This is a genomic window from Gilliamella sp. wkB7 (assembly GCF_001693435.1).
Classification (GTDB): Bacteria; Pseudomonadota; Gammaproteobacteria; order Enterobacterales; family Orbaceae; genus Gilliamella; species Gilliamella apicola_N.
Genome location: NZ_CM004509.1, coordinates 1310976 through 1327874 on the forward strand (window position 1 = coordinate 1310976; position 16899 = coordinate 1327874).

Annotated in this window: 15 protein-coding genes; 6 read left to right on the plus strand and 9 right to left on the minus strand. The window is 35.3% G+C overall.

Going from position 1 to position 16899, the window contains the following annotated elements:
- Positions 1 to 64: 64 nt before the first annotated feature.
- The 7 genes from rpoB to pgk all read right to left on the minus strand — a co-directional run bounded on the left by rpoB (position 65) and on the right by pgk (position 9138).
- Positions 65 to 4093: a DNA-directed RNA polymerase subunit beta gene (rpoB, locus tag A9G17_RS05670; protein WP_065737879.1), complete on the minus strand. Its 4029-nt coding sequence runs from the start codon at positions 4091 to 4093 to the stop codon at positions 65 to 67.
- 248 nt (positions 4094 to 4341) lie between these two features.
- Complete coding sequence (gene rplL, locus A9G17_RS05675) at positions 4342 to 4710, minus strand: 50S ribosomal protein L7/L12 (RefSeq protein ID WP_025316515.1); 369 nt, start codon at positions 4708 to 4710, stop codon at positions 4342 to 4344.
- 61 nt (positions 4711 to 4771) lie between these two features.
- A complete protein-coding gene (gene rplJ, locus A9G17_RS05680; protein WP_025316516.1) occupies positions 4772 to 5269 on the minus strand; it encodes a 50S ribosomal protein L10 in 498 nt (165 codons plus the stop codon).
- A gap of 232 nt (positions 5270 to 5501) precedes the next feature.
- Complete coding sequence (gene rplA / locus A9G17_RS05685; RefSeq protein WP_039127414.1) at positions 5502 to 6203, minus strand: 50S ribosomal protein L1; 702 nt, start codon at positions 6201 to 6203, stop codon at positions 5502 to 5504.
- Positions 6204 to 6206: 3 nt separating this feature from the next.
- On the minus strand, positions 6207 to 6635 hold the full coding sequence (gene rplK / locus A9G17_RS05690) for a 50S ribosomal protein L11 (protein WP_025316518.1): 429 nt from the start codon (positions 6633 to 6635) through the stop codon (positions 6207 to 6209).
- Between the two features lie 181 nt (positions 6636 to 6816).
- Entirely contained in the window at positions 6817 to 7896 is a 1080-nt protein-coding gene (gene fbaA / locus A9G17_RS05695) for a class II fructose-bisphosphate aldolase (protein ID WP_039127407.1), read from the minus strand.
- Between the two features lie 78 nt (positions 7897 to 7974).
- Positions 7975 to 9138, minus strand: coding sequence for a phosphoglycerate kinase (pgk, locus tag A9G17_RS05700; protein WP_025316520.1), 1164 nt, complete (start codon positions 9136 to 9138; stop codon positions 7975 to 7977).
- Positions 9139 to 9366: 228 nt separating this feature from the next.
- On the opposite strand from pgk, the gene rpsT reads away from it, so the two are divergent.
- From rpsT to dtd, 4 genes are all read left to right on the plus strand, one after another.
- Positions 9367 to 9630 (plus strand): 30S ribosomal protein S20, encoded by a 264-nt coding sequence (gene rpsT / locus A9G17_RS05705; RefSeq protein WP_025316521.1) that lies wholly within the window; start codon positions 9367 to 9369, stop codon positions 9628 to 9630.
- Between the two features lie 110 nt (positions 9631 to 9740).
- Positions 9741 to 10355 carry an SPOR domain-containing protein gene (locus tag A9G17_RS05710; protein ID WP_065737880.1) on the plus strand — a complete coding sequence of 205 codons (615 nt, stop codon included), beginning with the start codon at positions 9741 to 9743 and terminating at the stop codon, positions 10353 to 10355.
- Positions 10356 to 10365: 10 nt separating this feature from the next.
- Positions 10366 to 11205 (plus strand): virulence factor BrkB family protein, encoded by an 840-nt coding sequence (locus tag A9G17_RS05715; protein WP_065739101.1) that lies wholly within the window; start codon positions 10366 to 10368, stop codon positions 11203 to 11205.
- Between the two features lie 7 nt (positions 11206 to 11212).
- A complete protein-coding gene (gene dtd / locus A9G17_RS05720; RefSeq protein ID WP_065737881.1) occupies positions 11213 to 11647 on the plus strand; it encodes a D-aminoacyl-tRNA deacylase in 435 nt (144 codons plus the stop codon).
- Positions 11648 to 11703: 56 nt separating this feature from the next.
- On the opposite strand, the gene A9G17_RS05725 is transcribed toward dtd, so the two are convergent.
- Positions 11704 to 13065 (minus strand): histidine-type phosphatase, encoded by a 1362-nt coding sequence (locus A9G17_RS05725; protein ID WP_065737882.1) that lies wholly within the window; start codon positions 13063 to 13065, stop codon positions 11704 to 11706.
- A gap of 243 nt (positions 13066 to 13308) precedes the next feature.
- On the opposite strand from A9G17_RS05725, the gene dauA reads away from it, so the two are divergent.
- Together dauA and A9G17_RS05735 are read left to right on the plus strand one after the other, a co-directional pair.
- Complete coding sequence (gene dauA / locus A9G17_RS05730) at positions 13309 to 14982, plus strand: C4-dicarboxylic acid transporter DauA (protein WP_065737883.1); 1674 nt, start codon at positions 13309 to 13311, stop codon at positions 14980 to 14982.
- Between the two features lie 188 nt (positions 14983 to 15170).
- Positions 15171 to 15713: an HdeD family acid-resistance protein gene (locus tag A9G17_RS05735; protein WP_065737884.1), complete on the plus strand. Its 543-nt coding sequence runs from the start codon at positions 15171 to 15173 to the stop codon at positions 15711 to 15713.
- A gap of 124 nt (positions 15714 to 15837) precedes the next feature.
- On the opposite strand, the gene rsgA is transcribed toward A9G17_RS05735, so the two are convergent.
- A complete protein-coding gene (gene rsgA / locus A9G17_RS05740) occupies positions 15838 to 16866 on the minus strand; it encodes a small ribosomal subunit biogenesis GTPase RsgA (RefSeq protein ID WP_065739102.1) in 1029 nt (342 codons plus the stop codon).
- Positions 16867 to 16899: the final 33 nt, after the last annotated feature.

Genomic DNA, 16899 nt, shown 5'->3' on the forward strand with positions numbered 1-16899 from the left:
TTAGATAACTTATTATTACTAATAAGTTATCCCTATAAATAGAAATCATTTGAACTAGAGAAGATTACTCTTCGTCTAACTCTATATTAATACCTAACGAACGAATCTCTTTTAACAATACATTAAATGATTCTGGTATCGCAGGTTCCATACGATGATCACCATCTACAATATTTTTGTACATCTTAGTACGACCGTTCACGTCATCTGACTTAACAGTTAACATTTCTTGTAAGGTATAAGCAGCACCATATGCCTCAAGTGCCCATACTTCCATCTCACCGAAACGCTGACCACCGAATTGAGCTTTACCACCCAATGGTTGCTGAGTAACCAGACTGTATGAACCTGTAGAACGAGCATGCATTTTGTCATCAACCAAGTGGTTCAATTTGAGCATATACATGTAACCAACAGTTACAGGACGTTCAAATTGTTCACCTGTACGACCATCATACAACGTAATTTGTCCAGAAGTTGGTAGATCACCAAGTTCAAGTAATGCCTTAATTTCTTGCTCTTTAGCACCATCAAATACAGGTGTAGCAAGTGGCATACCATTACGTAAATTCTGTGCCAGAGTCATGACTTCTTGATCAGTAAATTCAGCAACATTAACTTTTTGCGCTGCACCTAAACCAAGGTCATACGCTTTTTGGATAAATTCGCGTAATTTAGCTAATTCTTGCTGTTCTTTCAGCATAGTATCAATCTTCTGACCAATACCTTTAGCCGCCATACCTAAGTGAGTTTCTAGAATCTGCCCGATATTCATACGTGATGGAACCCCCAGTGGGTTTAATACGATATCAACCGGACGGCCTTTGTTATCATATGGCATATCTTCAATTGGGTTAATTTTAGAGATAACCCCTTTGTTACCATGACGACCAGCCATTTTATCCCCAGGCTGGATTTGACGTTTAACAGCTAAATAAACTTTAACAATTTTTAACACACCAGGTTGTAAATCATCGCCTTGGGTGATCTTCATGCGTTTAGCTTCAAGTTTTTTGTTAAATTCAGCTTTAATTTCTTCGTGCTGTTCTGCAAGTTGCTCTAATTGAGCTTGTTTATCTTCGTTCGCAATACCGATTGTTAACCATTTTTCACGTGGTAAAGCATCCAATTTGTCAGCTTTAATTCCACCAGCAATTAACACATCACGAATACGAGCAAACAAAGCAGCTTCTAAAATGTTAAGTTCTTCAGTTAAATCTTTACGTGCTTGTTTTAATTGCATGTCTTCAATTTCAAGTGCACGTTTATCTTTTTGTACACCATCACGTGTAAAGACTTGAACATCAATTACTGTACCAGAAACACCATTTGGCACACGTAAAGAAGTATCTTTAACATCAGACGCTTTCTCACCAAAAATCGCACGCAGTAGTTTTTCTTCTGGGGTTAATTGAGTTTCACCTTTTGGTGTCACTTTACCAACCAGAATATCACCGCCTTTAACTTCAGCACCGATATAAACAATACCTGATTCATCAAGTTTAGAAAGTGCAGCTTCACCTACATTTGGAATGTCGGCAGTGATTTCTTCAGCACCTAGTTTAGTATCTCGTGAGATACAAGATAGTTCTTGAATATGAATCGAAGTAAAACGGTCATCTTGTACAACTTTTTCAGAAACTAAAATTGAATCCTCAAAGTTATAACCATTCCATGGCATGAAAGCCACGCGCATGTTTTGACCTAATGCTAATTCACCTAAATCAGTTGATGGACCGTCAGCAAGAACATCGCCTCGTTCAACTTTTTCACCTAATTTCACACATGGAATTTGATTGATACAAGTATTTTGGTTAGAACGGGTATATTTAGTTAAGTTATAAATATCAATACCTGTTTCACCAGCGTACATTTCATCATCATTAACGTTAATTACAATGCGTGATGCATCAACATATTGAACAGTACCACCACGACGAGCTACTGCAGTTACACCTGAGTCAACTGCTACAGCCCTTTCCATACCAGTTCCAACAAATGGTTTTTCCGCTTTTAATGTCGGTACTGCTTGACGTTGCATGTTCGCACCCATTAGGGCACGGTTCGCATCATCATGCTCTAAGAATGGAATTAATGAAGCACCAACCGATACGATTTGCTGAGTTGATACGTCCATATAGTGAACTTGTTCAGGACTATATAAACCTGACTCACCATTTAAACGGCAAGTAACTAAGTCTTCTTTAAAGCGTCCGTCTTCATCAAGGTTTGAGTTAGCCTGAGCAATAACAAATTCGCTTTCATCAATCGCTGATAAATAATTAATTTCATCAGTTACAATACCATCGATAACTCGACGATATGGCGTTTCTAAGAAACCATACTCATTAGTACGAGAATAAACTGCTAATGAGTTAATCAAACCAATGTTCGGACCTTCAGGTGTCTCAATCGGACATACACGACCATAATGAGTAGGATGTACGTCACGCACTTCAAATCCTGCTCGTTCACGAGTTAAACCACCAGGACCTAATGCTGAAATACGACGTTTGTGAGTAATTTCAGATAATGGATTGTTTTGATCCATAAACTGAGATAATTGGCTAGAACCAAAGAACTCACGGATTGCAGCTGAAATCGGTTTAGCATTGATCATATCTTGTGGCATCAGTGAATCTAAATCACCTAAAGATAAACGTTCTTTAACAGCTCGCTCTACACGAACTAAACCAATACGGAATTGGTTTTCTGCCATTTCACCAACGCTACGAATACGACGATTACCTAAATGGTCGATATCATCAACTTCACCATGACCATTACGAATGCCGATTAATTTCTTCATTACGTCAACGATATCATCTTTTGTTAAGACGCTTTCGCCTTCGATATCTTCACGACCTAAAGAACGATTAAATTTCATTCGACCAACTGCAGATAAATCATAACGCTCGTCAGAGAAGAATAAATTATCAAATAACGCTTCTGCCGCCTCTTTTGTTGGTGGTTCACCAGGACGCATCATACGATAAATTTCAACTAATGCACCTAATCGATCACGAGTTGAATCAACATTTAAGGTTTCAGAAATAAATGGTCCATGATCAAGATCATTAGTAAATAATGTTTCGATCTTTCTATGGCCAGCATTAGTTAATTCAAGCAGTAGCTCTAATGAAATTGGTGTATTTGCAAAAGCAATAACTTCGCCTGTCGCTTCATTGACATAATTTTTAGCTAACACTTTATTAACTATATATTCAACAGGTACATCAATTTTAGTGACGTTATCTTTATCTAATTCACGGATGTGGCGAGCGGTAATACGACGACCTTTTTCAGCATAAACTTTGCCTTTTGATTCGATATCAAAAAGAGCTGTTTCGCCACGTAAACGTTCTGGAACAAGATCCATTTTCAGTTTGGATTTGCCCACTTCAAAAATAGTTTTCTCGAAGAAAATATCTAAAATTTCTTCTGTTTCATAACCTAAGGCACGTAAAATAATTGTTGCTGGAAGTTTACGACGACGGTCAATACGGGCAAAAAGATTATCTTTTGGATCAAATTCAAAATCAAGCCAAGAGCCACGATAAGGAATAATCCGAGCATTATATAAAACTTTACCAGAAGAGTGTGTTTTACCTTTATCACTATCAAAGAACACACCTGGACTACGATGTAATTGTGATACGATTACACGTTCAGTACCGTTGATCACAAACGTACCATTGTCCGTCATTAAAGGAATTTCGCCCATGTAGACGTCTTGCTCTTTAATATCTTTTACTGTTCCTTCTGGCGCATCTTTATCATAAATAACTAAACGTAATTTAACGCGCAACGGTGCTGAGTAAGTGATCCCCCTAATTTGACATTCTTTAACATCAAACACAGGTTCGCCCATTTTAAAGCTCACGTATTGTAACTCAGCATTACCACTATAACTTTTTATCGGAAATATTGAACGAAATGCGGCTTCTAAGCCATATTGACCTTCTGGATCTTGTTCAATAAATTTCTGGAACGAATCAAGTTGAATAGAAAGAAGATACGGTATATCCAAGACTTGTGGACGCTTACCAAAATTCTTACGAATTCGTTTTTTCTCGGTATAAGAGTAAACCATTAGTTCCTCAACTTGCTTATCTGCTATTTTAGCATGATTAAATATTCATCAGGGGGTACTACCTTCAAATAATAACGCCTGACACCTCATCGAAAATATCTTTAAATATCAATTGATTAGGCTTAGTAAATATACTATTTCTTTATTACTTTTTATTGATAATCTTCAAATAAAATTCTTTGACTTTTTACAGCGCAAAAAGGCTGGAGGTAAAAAACCCCCAGCCATTTAGGTTGCTATCGATAAACTTATTTAAGTTCGACAACTGCACCAGATTCTTCAAGTGCCTTTTTAAGTTCATCTGCATCAGCTTTGCTAACGCCTTCTTTAACTGTTGCTGGAGCTGATTCAACAAGATCTTTAGCTTCTTTCAAGCCTAAACCTGTTGCACCACGAACTGCTTTGATAACAGCTACTTTGTTCGCACCAACTTCTTTTAAGATTACATCAAATTCAGTTTTTTCTTCTGCTGCTTCAGCTGGACCAGCTGCAGCAACTGCTACAGCTGCTGCTGCAGAAACGCCAAATTTTTCTTCCATCATTGATACAAGTTCAACAACGTCCATTACAGACATTTCGGCAACTGCATCTAAAATTTGTTCTTTAGTGATAGACATAATATAGTTTCCCAAATTTACAATTTTTATTAATTAATAAAGTTCACAATCATACTGCCAATTAAGCAGCTTCTTTTTGATCGCGAACTGCTGCAAGAGTACGAACCAATTTGCCAGCTGCGGCTTCTTTCATGGTTGACATCAAGCGTGCTAATGCTTCTTCATAAGTAGGTAATGTTGCTAAGCGATCAATATTCGCTGCAGTAATCAACTCACCTTCAAAGGCTGCGGCTTTAATCTCAAATTTATCATTTTCTTTAGCAAACGCTTTAAAAATACGCGCTGCAGCACCTGGGTGCTCATTTGAAAATGCAATTAGAGTTGGACCAACAAACGTATCTTTTAAACACTCGTATTGAGTTCCCTCAACAACACGGCGTAATAGCGTATTACGAACAACACGCATATAAACACCAGCTTCACGAGCAGACTTACGTAATGCAGTCATTTTTTCTACAGTTACGCCACGAGAATCAGCAACAACTGCAGAAAGCGCACCTTTGGCGATTTCATTAACTTCAGCAACAATTTCTTGTTTATTTTGAAGATTTAGTGCCATTGGTATTGCTCCTGGATTAAACTAGGCAAAGCCTAGACTGATTTTAACTAGCTACACATGTAGCTAGCATAACCACGATGAGCAGAATCCCTCTATTATATCTATCAGGTTCTGTCACCGTCTACGTAGGAAAATTAAGTAGTTAAACTTCAACTACACCTACGGTCTTGGACGGGGTCTGGTTAAGGCCAGACACCAACCGATTCTTATTGTTTAATCAATAAAAGTATAATTAAACAGTTGCATTTAATGTTGCTTGATCAATAGCAACACCAGCACCCATTGTGGTAGAAAGGCTAACTTTCTTCACAAATACACCTTTAGAAGAGGCTGGTTTTGCACGTTTTAACGCAACAAGTAATGCTTCTAAATTCTCTTTAAGTTTCGCTGCATCAAAATCAGCTTTACCGATAGTAGTATGGATAATACCATTTTTATCATTACGGTAACGGATCTGACCAGCTTTAGCATTTTTAACTGCTTCTGCAACATTAGGCGTTACAGTACCAACTTTAGGATTTGGCATTAAACCACGTGGTCCTAAAATTTGACCTAATTGACCAACAACACGCATAGCGTCTGGTGATGCAATAACAACATCAAAATCCATTTCGCCTTTTTTGATTTGATCAGCTAGATCATCCATACCAACTAGTTCTGCGCCAGCTTCTTTAGCTGCTTCTGCATTTGCACCTTGAGTAAATACAGCAACGCGAACACTACGACCAGTACCATGTGGAAGTACAATTGCACCACGCACATTTTGATCTGATTTACGTGAATCAATACCTAAATTAACAGCAACATCAACACTTTCTGTAAATTTAGCAGTTGCGAATTCTTTTAATAAAGCAATAGCTTCATTAATTTCATATTGTTTAGTCGCATTTACTTTTTCGCGGATAAGTTTAGCTTTCTTAGATAATTTAGCCATTGATTAACCCTCCACTTCCAAGCCCATTGAACGAGCTGTTCCTTCAATAGAACGCATCATTGTTTCAATGGTAGCACCATTCATATCTGCAGCTTTTAATTCAGCAATTTCGCGAATCTGAGCACTTGTAATTTTACCTACTTTTTTCTTGTTAGGTTCGCCAGAACCAGACTTGATTTTAGCAGCTTTCTTTAATAAAACCGCAGCAGGAGGAGTTTTAGTTACAAATGTAAATGAACGGTCAGAATATACTGTAATAACAACAGGAATAGGTAAACCTTTTTCCATGCTTTCTGTTTTTGCATTAAATGCTTTACAGAATTCCATAATGTTAACACCATGTTGACCTAGAGCAGGACCAACTGGCGGACTAGGATTCGCTGCACCAGCTGCAACTTGCAACTTGATGTAAGCTTGTACTTTTTTTGCCATTTTTGATTTTCCTTTTCTCGGGTGCAAACGCCTCTATTAATAATAGTTATTAATAAATAGACAGCTCCCCTAAGTTAAATGAGGGCAAAATTATCCTACAACTTTAGATAAAAAGCAAGATTTATTTAAAACAGGATAAATGAAAAGCAGAACAATAAGTTCTGCTTTTTTTGCCATCAAATTATAGAACGTTAATTGCGTTAAGTTCTTTAAATGCGAGTTCTAAACGTGCAACTAAAGAATCTTGACCTTTACGTAACCATACACGAGGATCGTAATATTTTTTATTTGGTGCATCAGGACCTTCAGGATTACCTAATTGTCCTTGTAAATAAGCTTCATTTGCTTTGTAATAATCTAAAACGCCAGCCCAGTTAGCCCATTGTGTATCAGTATCAATATTCATTTTGATAACACCATAGCTTACTGCTTCTGCAATTTCTTCTGGTGTAGAGCCAGAACCACCATGGAACACGAAGTTCAATGATTTTTCAGGTAAATTAAATTTTTCTGATACATATTTTTGTGAGTTATCTAGAATTTTTGGCGTCAACTTAACGTTACCTGGTTTATAAACACCATGCACATTACCAAATGATGCAGCAATAGTGAAACGAGGACTAATCGCGCTCAAACGTTCATAAGCATAAGCAACATCTTCTGGTTGTGTATAAAGTGCTGAACTATCCATGTGGCTATTATCAACACCATCTTCTTCACCACCAGTACAACCTAATTCTAATTCCAATGTCATTTTCATTGCCGACATACGAGCAAGATATTGACAACAAATATCAATGTTATCTTTTAACGTTTCTTCTGAAAGATCAATCATATGAGAAGAAAACAACGGTTTACCTGTTTTAGCAAAATGAGTTTCGCCAGCATCAAGTAATCCATCAACCCAAGGCAATAATTTTTTCGCACAATGGTCAGTATGAACAATAACTGGTACGCCATATTTTTCTGCCATAAGATGAACATGTTTAGCGCCAGATACAGCCCCTAACACAGCACACTCTTGACCTTCAAGTTTTAAACCTTTACCTGCAATAAATTGTGCACCGCCATTAGAAAATTGAACAATAACAGGAGAACCTACTTTAGCTGCGGTTTCAATAACTGCATTAATTGTATTTGTATCAACACAGTTTACCGCTGGTAGGGCAAAATTATTTTCACGTGCAATTTGGAACACTTTTTGAACATCATCACCAGTTACTACGCCAGGTTTAACGACATCAGAAATTTTTGTAACCATTTTATTACCTATAAATTTATTAATATAAAAAGTAGTAAGGATGAGTAATTAGCTCATCCTTACTTTTAAACTATAATATTATGCTTTTGCTCTTTCTTCTAACATTGCAACAGCTGGAAGTTTTTTACCTTCAACAAATTCTAGGAAAGCACCACCACCAGTTGAAATATAAGAGATTTTATCTTCAATACCGAATAAATCAATTGCAGCTAATGTATCACCACCACCGGCAATTGAAAAACCTTGGCTATCAGCAATTGCTTTAGCAACAATTTCAGTACCACGACGAAAATTAGGGAATTCAAATACACCTACAGGACCATTCCACAGTATAGTTTTTGCATTCTTGATAATATTCGCTAATACTTCTGCTGATTTATCACCTAAATCAAGAATTTGTTCATTTTCTTTAACATCTTTTACTGATTTTTCAGTTGCTGTAGCTGTTTCACTGAATTCAGTGGCAACGCGAACATCAGTAGGTACAGGAATTTCACAGTTAGCCATTAATTTTTTAGCTTCAGGAATTAAATCAGCTTCGTAAAGTGATTTACCAACATTATAACCTTCTGCTGCGATGAAAGTATTAGCAATACCACCACCAACAATTATTTGATCAGCAATTTTAGAAAGTGAATCAAGAACAGTTAATTTAGTTGATACTTTAGAACCCGCGACAATAGCAACCATTGGTCTTGCTGGATTATCAAGCGCTTTACCTAATGCATCTAATTCAGCAGCTAATAATGGACCTGCACAAGCAACAGGAGCAAATTTACCTGCACCATGAGTTGAAGCTTGCGCACGGTGAGCAGTACCAAACGCATCCATTACATAGATGTCGCAAAGTGCAGCATATTTTTTAGATAAAGTTTCATCATCTTTACCTTCACCGACATTGAAACGAACATTTTCAAGAACAACTAATTCACCCTCTTTAACATCAACACCATCAAGGTAATCTTTTACTAAACGAACAGGAAAAGATACATGTTCTTTCAAGTAATCAACAACGGGTTGTAATGAAAATTCAGGGTTATATTCCCCTTCCGTTGGACGACCAATATGAGAAGTAACCATTACTTTAGCACCTTTCTTGATCGCTTCTTCAATAGTCGGTAATGATGCTTTAATTCGCGCATCAGAAGTTACTTTACCATTTTTAACTGGCACATTAAGATCTGAACGAATAAATAAACGTTTTCCTTTTAGATCAAGATCTTGCATTCTAATAATAGACATGTGACTTCCTCTTATAAATATCAATATAATAAAATTATGACTATTCTAACATAAAATTTTCTTTTAGGTTACAACCATTATTGCTCACATACTGAACATTTGATAGAAATAAAAAATTTGTTATCAAGGTAAAAATTTTTATACAACAGCATTGACAATAGACAGAAAATCAGGCATATTTTGCCGCCTTATTAATATGTAATTTTTATCTAAACTTGGGAGTTGACTTTGGCTAATATCAAATCAGCTAAGAAACGTGCGGTTCAATCCGAAAAACGCCGTAAACATAATGCTAGTAACCGTTCAATGATGCGTACTTATATTAAAAAAGTTTACGCAGCTGTTGCAGCTGGTGATAAACAAACAGCTGAAGTGGCATTCAAAGACATGCAGGCAGTTGTTGATCGTCAAGCGGCTCGTGGCTTAATCCACAAAAACAAAGCTGCACGTCATAAAGCGAATTTAATTAAGCAGATTAAAGCATTGGCTTAATGCCGTTATCTATTAACTATTATAGTTAGAAAGAATAATAAAAAGTGGTGTAAGCCACTTTTTTTATTTGTATACTAATCCGTTATTCGATATTAATAAGAGAGTATATTGTGGTTCAGCGTGATTATGTAAGAAAAAAGAGCCGATCAAAAAAAAATAATTCACGAAATAAGCCTAATTTAATGATATTTTTGGCTATTATTATTATTATTCTATTTTCTACTATTCTCTATTACGTTGCGAATAACAAACCAACTCAACCAGTTAAACCCCCGAAAGTAAAAACCCAACCTCCGGCAATAACATTACCAGAAAGACCTCAAGAACGTTGGACCTATCTTAAAGAACTTGAAACTCCAAATGCTAGTTATGGTTCAAGAGCAAGTGAACGGCAACAAATTTTAGATAGCTTTGTCAATAATTCACGTCCTGTCACGCCGCCGACTAAAAATAATAGTGTGACCAAACAAGAAACTACTTCATCTATAACTACACAAAATGTTGGTACTTCAAATAAATGGATATTGAAATGTGGAGCATTCAAAGATAAAGCTAACGCCGAAGCCCTTAAAGCAAGAATTGCAATGATTGGCATCAGTGGTAGTATATCTTCGGGTCAATTATATAGAGTCACAGCAGGGCAATATACTAATAAAAATGAGGCAGATAAGGCATTAAACTCATTAAAAAATAATGGGATTAATGATTGTATTATTTCTAACTAAAAATAAAAATATGAAATCATTCAAAAATATACAGCTATTTACTAAAATGTTATGGTCGCGTATAAATCAAGACCGTTTAACAACATCTTCTGCTGGGTTAGCTTATACAACAATCCTTGCTTTAGTGCCACTTATTACTGTTATATTTTCTCTACTCTCTGCTTTCCCTATGTTTGACGAAGTCAGTCTTTCATTAAAAAAAATAATTTATAACAATTTAGTTCCGACCGCTAGTGACACTATCGAGAATTATTTAGAACAATTTATTGGCAATACTAAAAAAATGACCTTTATGGGTGTAATCGGTTTAATTGTTACATCGCTTCTATTAATTAATTCAATTAATACTGCGCTTAATCACATATGGAAAACCAAGCGTAAGCGATCATTCATGTACAATCTAACGATGTATTGGACCATATTAACTTTAGGCCCTATTTTGGCTGGTTCAAGTGTTGCAATAAGTTCTTATGTGTTTTCACTAAAATGGCTTTCTACTGCGACAACAGGTAACTTTCTATTCAATTCTTTACCATTTATTATATCAGTAGTTGGTTTCTGGTTGCTTTATAGTATTATTCCTACTGAGTCAGTACCTTTTAAAGAGTCCATAGTTGGAGCCGTTGTCGCAGCAATATTATTTGAACTAGGAAAACGAGCATTTGCGCTGTATATAACTTCTTTCCCAACTTATCAACTTATTTATGGAGTTGTATCATCAATTCCCATTATGTTAGTTTGGATCTATTTTTCTTGGTGCATTGTTTTGTTTGGAGCTGAGTTTGCTGCAACTTTAACGGACTTTAATCGCAATAAGCTCGCAGTTGAAAATCAATCATTACCAGGGTAATTATTTTATGATCGCCTTAATCCAACGTGTTAAACAAGCTAGTGTTACTGTTAATAATCAAGTTATTGGACAGATTAATCATGGATTACTAGTATTATTAAGTGTTGAACAAGAAGATAATGAGCAAAAAGCTATACGCTTATGTGAAAAAGTACTAGGGTATCGAATATTTAGTGATAATGAAGGCAAAATGAATTTAAATGTTAGCCAAACTAATGGTGAACTATTAGTTGTTTCTCAATTTACACTAGCAGCCGATACACAAAAGGGTATGCGCCCAAGTTTTACTAAAGGTGCAAAACCAGTTGAAGCCAATAAACTATATCAATTTTTTGTTGAGCAATGTAAAAAGCAAATTAATACACAAACAGGACAATTTGCAGCTGACATGCAGGTTTCTTTGATAAATGATGGACCAGTTACATTTTGGCTACAAGTCTAATCATAATATTAAATATTATGCCCCGATATAAGGACATAATATTTACAGTTGTTTATTTATTTTAGATTTTTTAACATCTCTATTGCTGATTGGTTCTCATCTAAACCTAATTTATTCAGTTTATTAACATAAAATTGTTTTACATCATTCCATCGATAATAAGGGTAACTATCTGTTTTAATAGGTAAATGCACTTCTCGCTCATTTAGTAATACTTTAATTAAAATCGGTTGATGAGTTTGTTTGCTTTTATAAAAAATCCATTGAATGTTCGCCCCCATAGGGATAATTTTATCTGCTCGCCATACAGTAGAATAATTAAACAGTGTCTTAGTAACATTAGCAGAGCCTTCAATTTCGAGTAAAGTGGCTAATGGCGAAACCGTTTCAGCATGCGCAAAGCGCAAATTAGCATCCACATTATTATCTACTATTGCCTTATCAGCAGAATGAATCATATCCCATAATAATGGTGCAGCAATTTTAATTTGAATACCTGTTGCATCAAAGGCAGGACCTATCTGCAAATAATTTTTTGCAGTAACAACTGTATTAAACCATGTCTTTTGTTCTGCTGAAAAATAACGTTCTAAATCAAGATGATTGTCCATTAAAACTTGTGGCGAAAAAGCCTGTAATTCTTGATACAATTGGTATACTGCAATAACAAAATCCGATGTTTTTACTGATGTATTCTCAGATTCATTCACCCCTTTTTTTAACTTAATTAAAAAGGATTTTTTAAAAATGCCTTTGGCAACTTGTTTACTCATCTGTTTAGTTTGAGAAGCATACTCAATAGATTTCATAGCATCTTTAACTGCTTTACTTTTTTTATATTCACTATAAGCGGGAGAATACTCAAAAAAGCGCAATAATGTTTGCTCATTATCTGGTTGTTGAACCACATGAATATTAGGATATTTAGCTTTAAAAGAATCAATAAAAATTTCTGCTGTTTCTTTTGCTCTTGGAGAACTCGTTGAAATAACTTCAATTTTTTGTCCTTTAAATACTGTTGGATTATTTCCCAGCATTCGGTTACTTATCAAACTAATGTCTTTACGACCCAGATTGGTAAGCTGACCATAGTGGTTCTGATTTAATTGCTTAAGGATAGTAATTTGTCTAAGTAGATCTTTTCCTGAATCAGTCAACTGATGTTGACTGTCGGCCAATGATAGGATGTGATAAGCAAGATCTTCATGCTTTGATTTACTTATATACCGCGAGCCATGGCGCCCAATATGATCAATATAAAAAGCTTGATAGTCTGTTGGAGCAGAAGTAAGAGTTTGGTTAGAATTGTATTGATAAGCTGTTTTGGAACCAGCAATCACATTGGTTTGAGCAAAACTTAATGAAGTAAAAGTAAATAGAAAAACAGTCAATAATTTACGCGAACTGTGCATAATCATATTTTTATCTCCTTTTTAAATATTAATATTAACGCAGTTAGGATTAAGATGAAAAAGTGGTCAATAGATGCCACAGAAATCAATATTCTTTTCGTATATTAACACAGCAGCTTCTCTAAACTTGATTTATATTAAAATTTTATAAAAACATGATGATTATTTTCATAACGCTCTTTTATTTTTTGTAAAAAAGACTATCTTATTAAGCATTCAAAATAACTTCTATTTAATTAATCAAAAATAATGAAATTATATGGCCTTTCTGGCACCAAAATTAGTTGTGCATTTATTTCTGCATGTATAACTACCCCTTATAACACAAGGCGTTTTATCAAAGATTTAATAGCGGGGATAACCGTTGGTATTATCGCTATACCACTAGCAATGGCTCTTGCAATTGCCAGTGGTGTTCCACCACAACATGGACTTTATACCGCAATTATAGCCGGTTTTGTTATTGCTCTAACGGGAGGATCTCGTTTTAGTGTTTCTGGTCCTACCGCTGCCTTTGTAGTTATTTTATATCCAGTATCATTACAATATGGTTTATCTGGATTATTAATTGCAACATTATTATCGGGTGTTTTTCTAATATTGATGGGCATGATTCGATTAGGAAGATTAATTGAATATATTCCATTACCTGTCGTATTAGGTTTTACCTCAGGCATTGCTATTACCATCGCTACTATGCAAATTAAAGATTTCTTTGGTTTGACTCTTGAACATATGCCTGAAAGTTATATAAGTAAAGTTATTGAATTAGCTAAGACTTTACCATCCATTAATGTTGCAGACACAATTGTCGGAATGGTAACGCTGATTGTATTAATTATCTGGCCAAAATTTAGAGTGAAGATATCTGGTCACTTACCTGCATTAGTTGCAGGTATTATTGTCATGTTTATATTTAATCAATTCGGTTATCAGATTGAAACAATAGGATCACGATTTACCTATACACTTGCTGATAATACTATTGGTCATGGTATTCCTTCGGTACTACCTGAATTTGTATTACCATGGGAAAGTGCTGAATTTAATTGGGATTGGACGACACTTTCTGCTTTACTTCCGATTTCACTGACTATGGCAATGTTATGCGCTATTGAATCATTGCTTTGTGCTGTCGTGTTAGATGAAATGACCCACACAAAACATCACTCAAACAGTGAACTTATAGGTCAAGGTTTAGGCAATATTATTGCACCGTTTTTTGGTGGCATTTCGGCTACCGCCGCTATCGCACGTTCAGCTGCGAATGTTAAGGCTGGTGCTACATCACCTATTGCAGCAGTCTTACATTCATTAATAGTATTACTTGCTCTTATTTGTTTTGCACCACTTTTATCTTATATTCCACTATCAGCAATGGCTGCTCTGCTATTAATAGTGGCTTGGAATATGAGTGCCGTGCAAAGGGTGATGTATATCATCAAATGTGCACCTAAAGATGATATTTTAATTATGTTAATCTGTATGTCACTTACCGTATTATTTGATATGGTTATAGCAATTACACTTGGCATAGTATTGGCTTCCATATTATTTATGCGTCGTATTGCTCGAATGACTCGCTTAGTCGAGCTAAATCGAAGTGATGATAAAACCTTGGTTTTACGTGTTAATGGTCCACTGTTTTTTGCAGCGGCTGAAAAAACTTTTGTTGAGCTTTATAAAAAAATTAACGGATATGAGCATATTATATTACAATGGGATGCCGTACCAATTCTTGACGCAGGCGGGCTTAATGCCTTAATACACTTTATTGATGAATTGCCAGAACACGTTGATTTATCAATTTGTGAATTGCAATTTCAACCGTTAAAAACATTAGCTCGCGCCAAAATTGTACCTATTCCCAATAAACTAATGTTCTTCTCAACATTAGATGAAGCATTGAAAGATAAAGAGTAGTTTCATCGTAGTTTTTAAGTTATTCAATAAGTAGTAAGATCTGTGGTACACCTAAATAATACCACAGATCAGTAGTAATCATTACCTCCGCGATCTTTCTTAACTGCTGCTAACTATGATTAGCAACTCTATGATAAGAAAGATGTTTTATTTAAATATAAACTTAAATATAAAAGCAGGAAAATAATATGATATCTGATGAAAACAACGTTCAATATATAAAACAAAAATCAAATTGGTTAATCGTAGTTGGCTTTATTTTAATTGTATTAGGATGTTTAGCCTTAGGCTATCAGTTCATGGCTACTGTTTTTTCTGTCTATTTTATTGGGACATTAATTTTAATTGCAGGAATCGCACAAACAATAAATTCATTTAACCTTAAAGGCTTTGGTCAAACGGCATTATGGGCAATAATGGGAATTTTATACATTATTGTTGGCTTAATCTCTTTTTTCCGACCGATTGCGGTTTCATCAGCTTTAACTTTAGTGATAGCAATATTGCTAATTATGAGTGGCTTTACACAAATTTTTGCCTCTTTTAGTAATCGAAATTTACCGCGTTGGGGATGGGTACTCACTTCCGGTATTATAACCCTAATTTTAGGTTTGATGATAATTACTGGCTGGCCATATGATAGTCTTTGGGTATTAGGAATGTTTTTAGGTATTGACCTTATATTCCAAGGTTTTGCATATGTAGCAATTGGTTTTGCTGTAAAAAACTGATGCTTTAATATTAAAGGGTTGCCCATAATTGTTATTTAAATAATGTAAGCAACCCTTACTTGTTGTAATAACGAAAACGTTTGAATCAATTAAAATTAACAATATTTAAATTCACCAAAAATGGTTATTTATAACTTTTATTCGTTCTAGCTTTTACTTCTTTCATGGTCTGTAAAATTCGATGATAATTATCTAATCTTGAAGATGCGATTTTGCCATCTCTTACAGCTTGTTGTAATAAGCAACCTGGCGTATCAAGATGATTACAATCACGGAATTGACAACCACCTAAATAGTCATCGAACTCTTTAAAACCACTAATTACCTGTTCTGGCTCTAGATGCCATAAACCAAATTCACGAATACCTGGTGAATCAATAATATCACCTCCGTTTGGCAAATGATAAAGTCTGGTTGAAGTAGTTGTATGTTGTCCAAGACCGGATAATTCAGAAATATTTCCAGTTATAGCTGATTGCAATTGATGTGGTAATAATAAATTAATAATACTTGATTTACCAACACCTGACTGCCCAACTAAAATGGATATTTTATCCTGCAAGACAGCTTGCAATGCAGCAATTCCTTGGTGATTCTGACAAGAAACATATAAAACTTGATAGCCAATATTTGTGTAAATAGTTAATTGCTTTTCAACTTCTACTCGTTGTTCATCACTTAATAAATCAATTTTGTTTAAGACAATGATTGGCTCAATATCGGTTACTGCGCAAGCCACTAAATAACGATCAATAATATTAAGTGATAATTCAGGCAAAACAGCTGAAATAATCACTATTTGATCAACATTGGCGGCCACGGGTTTAACCCCGTCATAAAAATCAGGACGAACCAACTCAGAATACCTTGCATGTACCGCCTCAATAATGCCATTGGTATTGGGCTCCAAACTTTCGCGCCACACGACTTTGTCGCCAGTCACTAACGATGGTAAAGTACGCCGAATACTACAGCGATAAATATTTCGCGCGTTATCTTCAACATCAGCCGACTTACCAAAACGACTTATCACCACACCTTCACGGGGTGATGAAAAATTTGACAGATTTTCATCTTGTTTGGTTTCTAATCGTTGTTGGTGTTTAGCCGCCACGCGTCTTTTTTGATTTTTGGATAGTTGATTTTTTGCCACAGTCACTAATTTTTGCTAAAACAGTTTGACAGT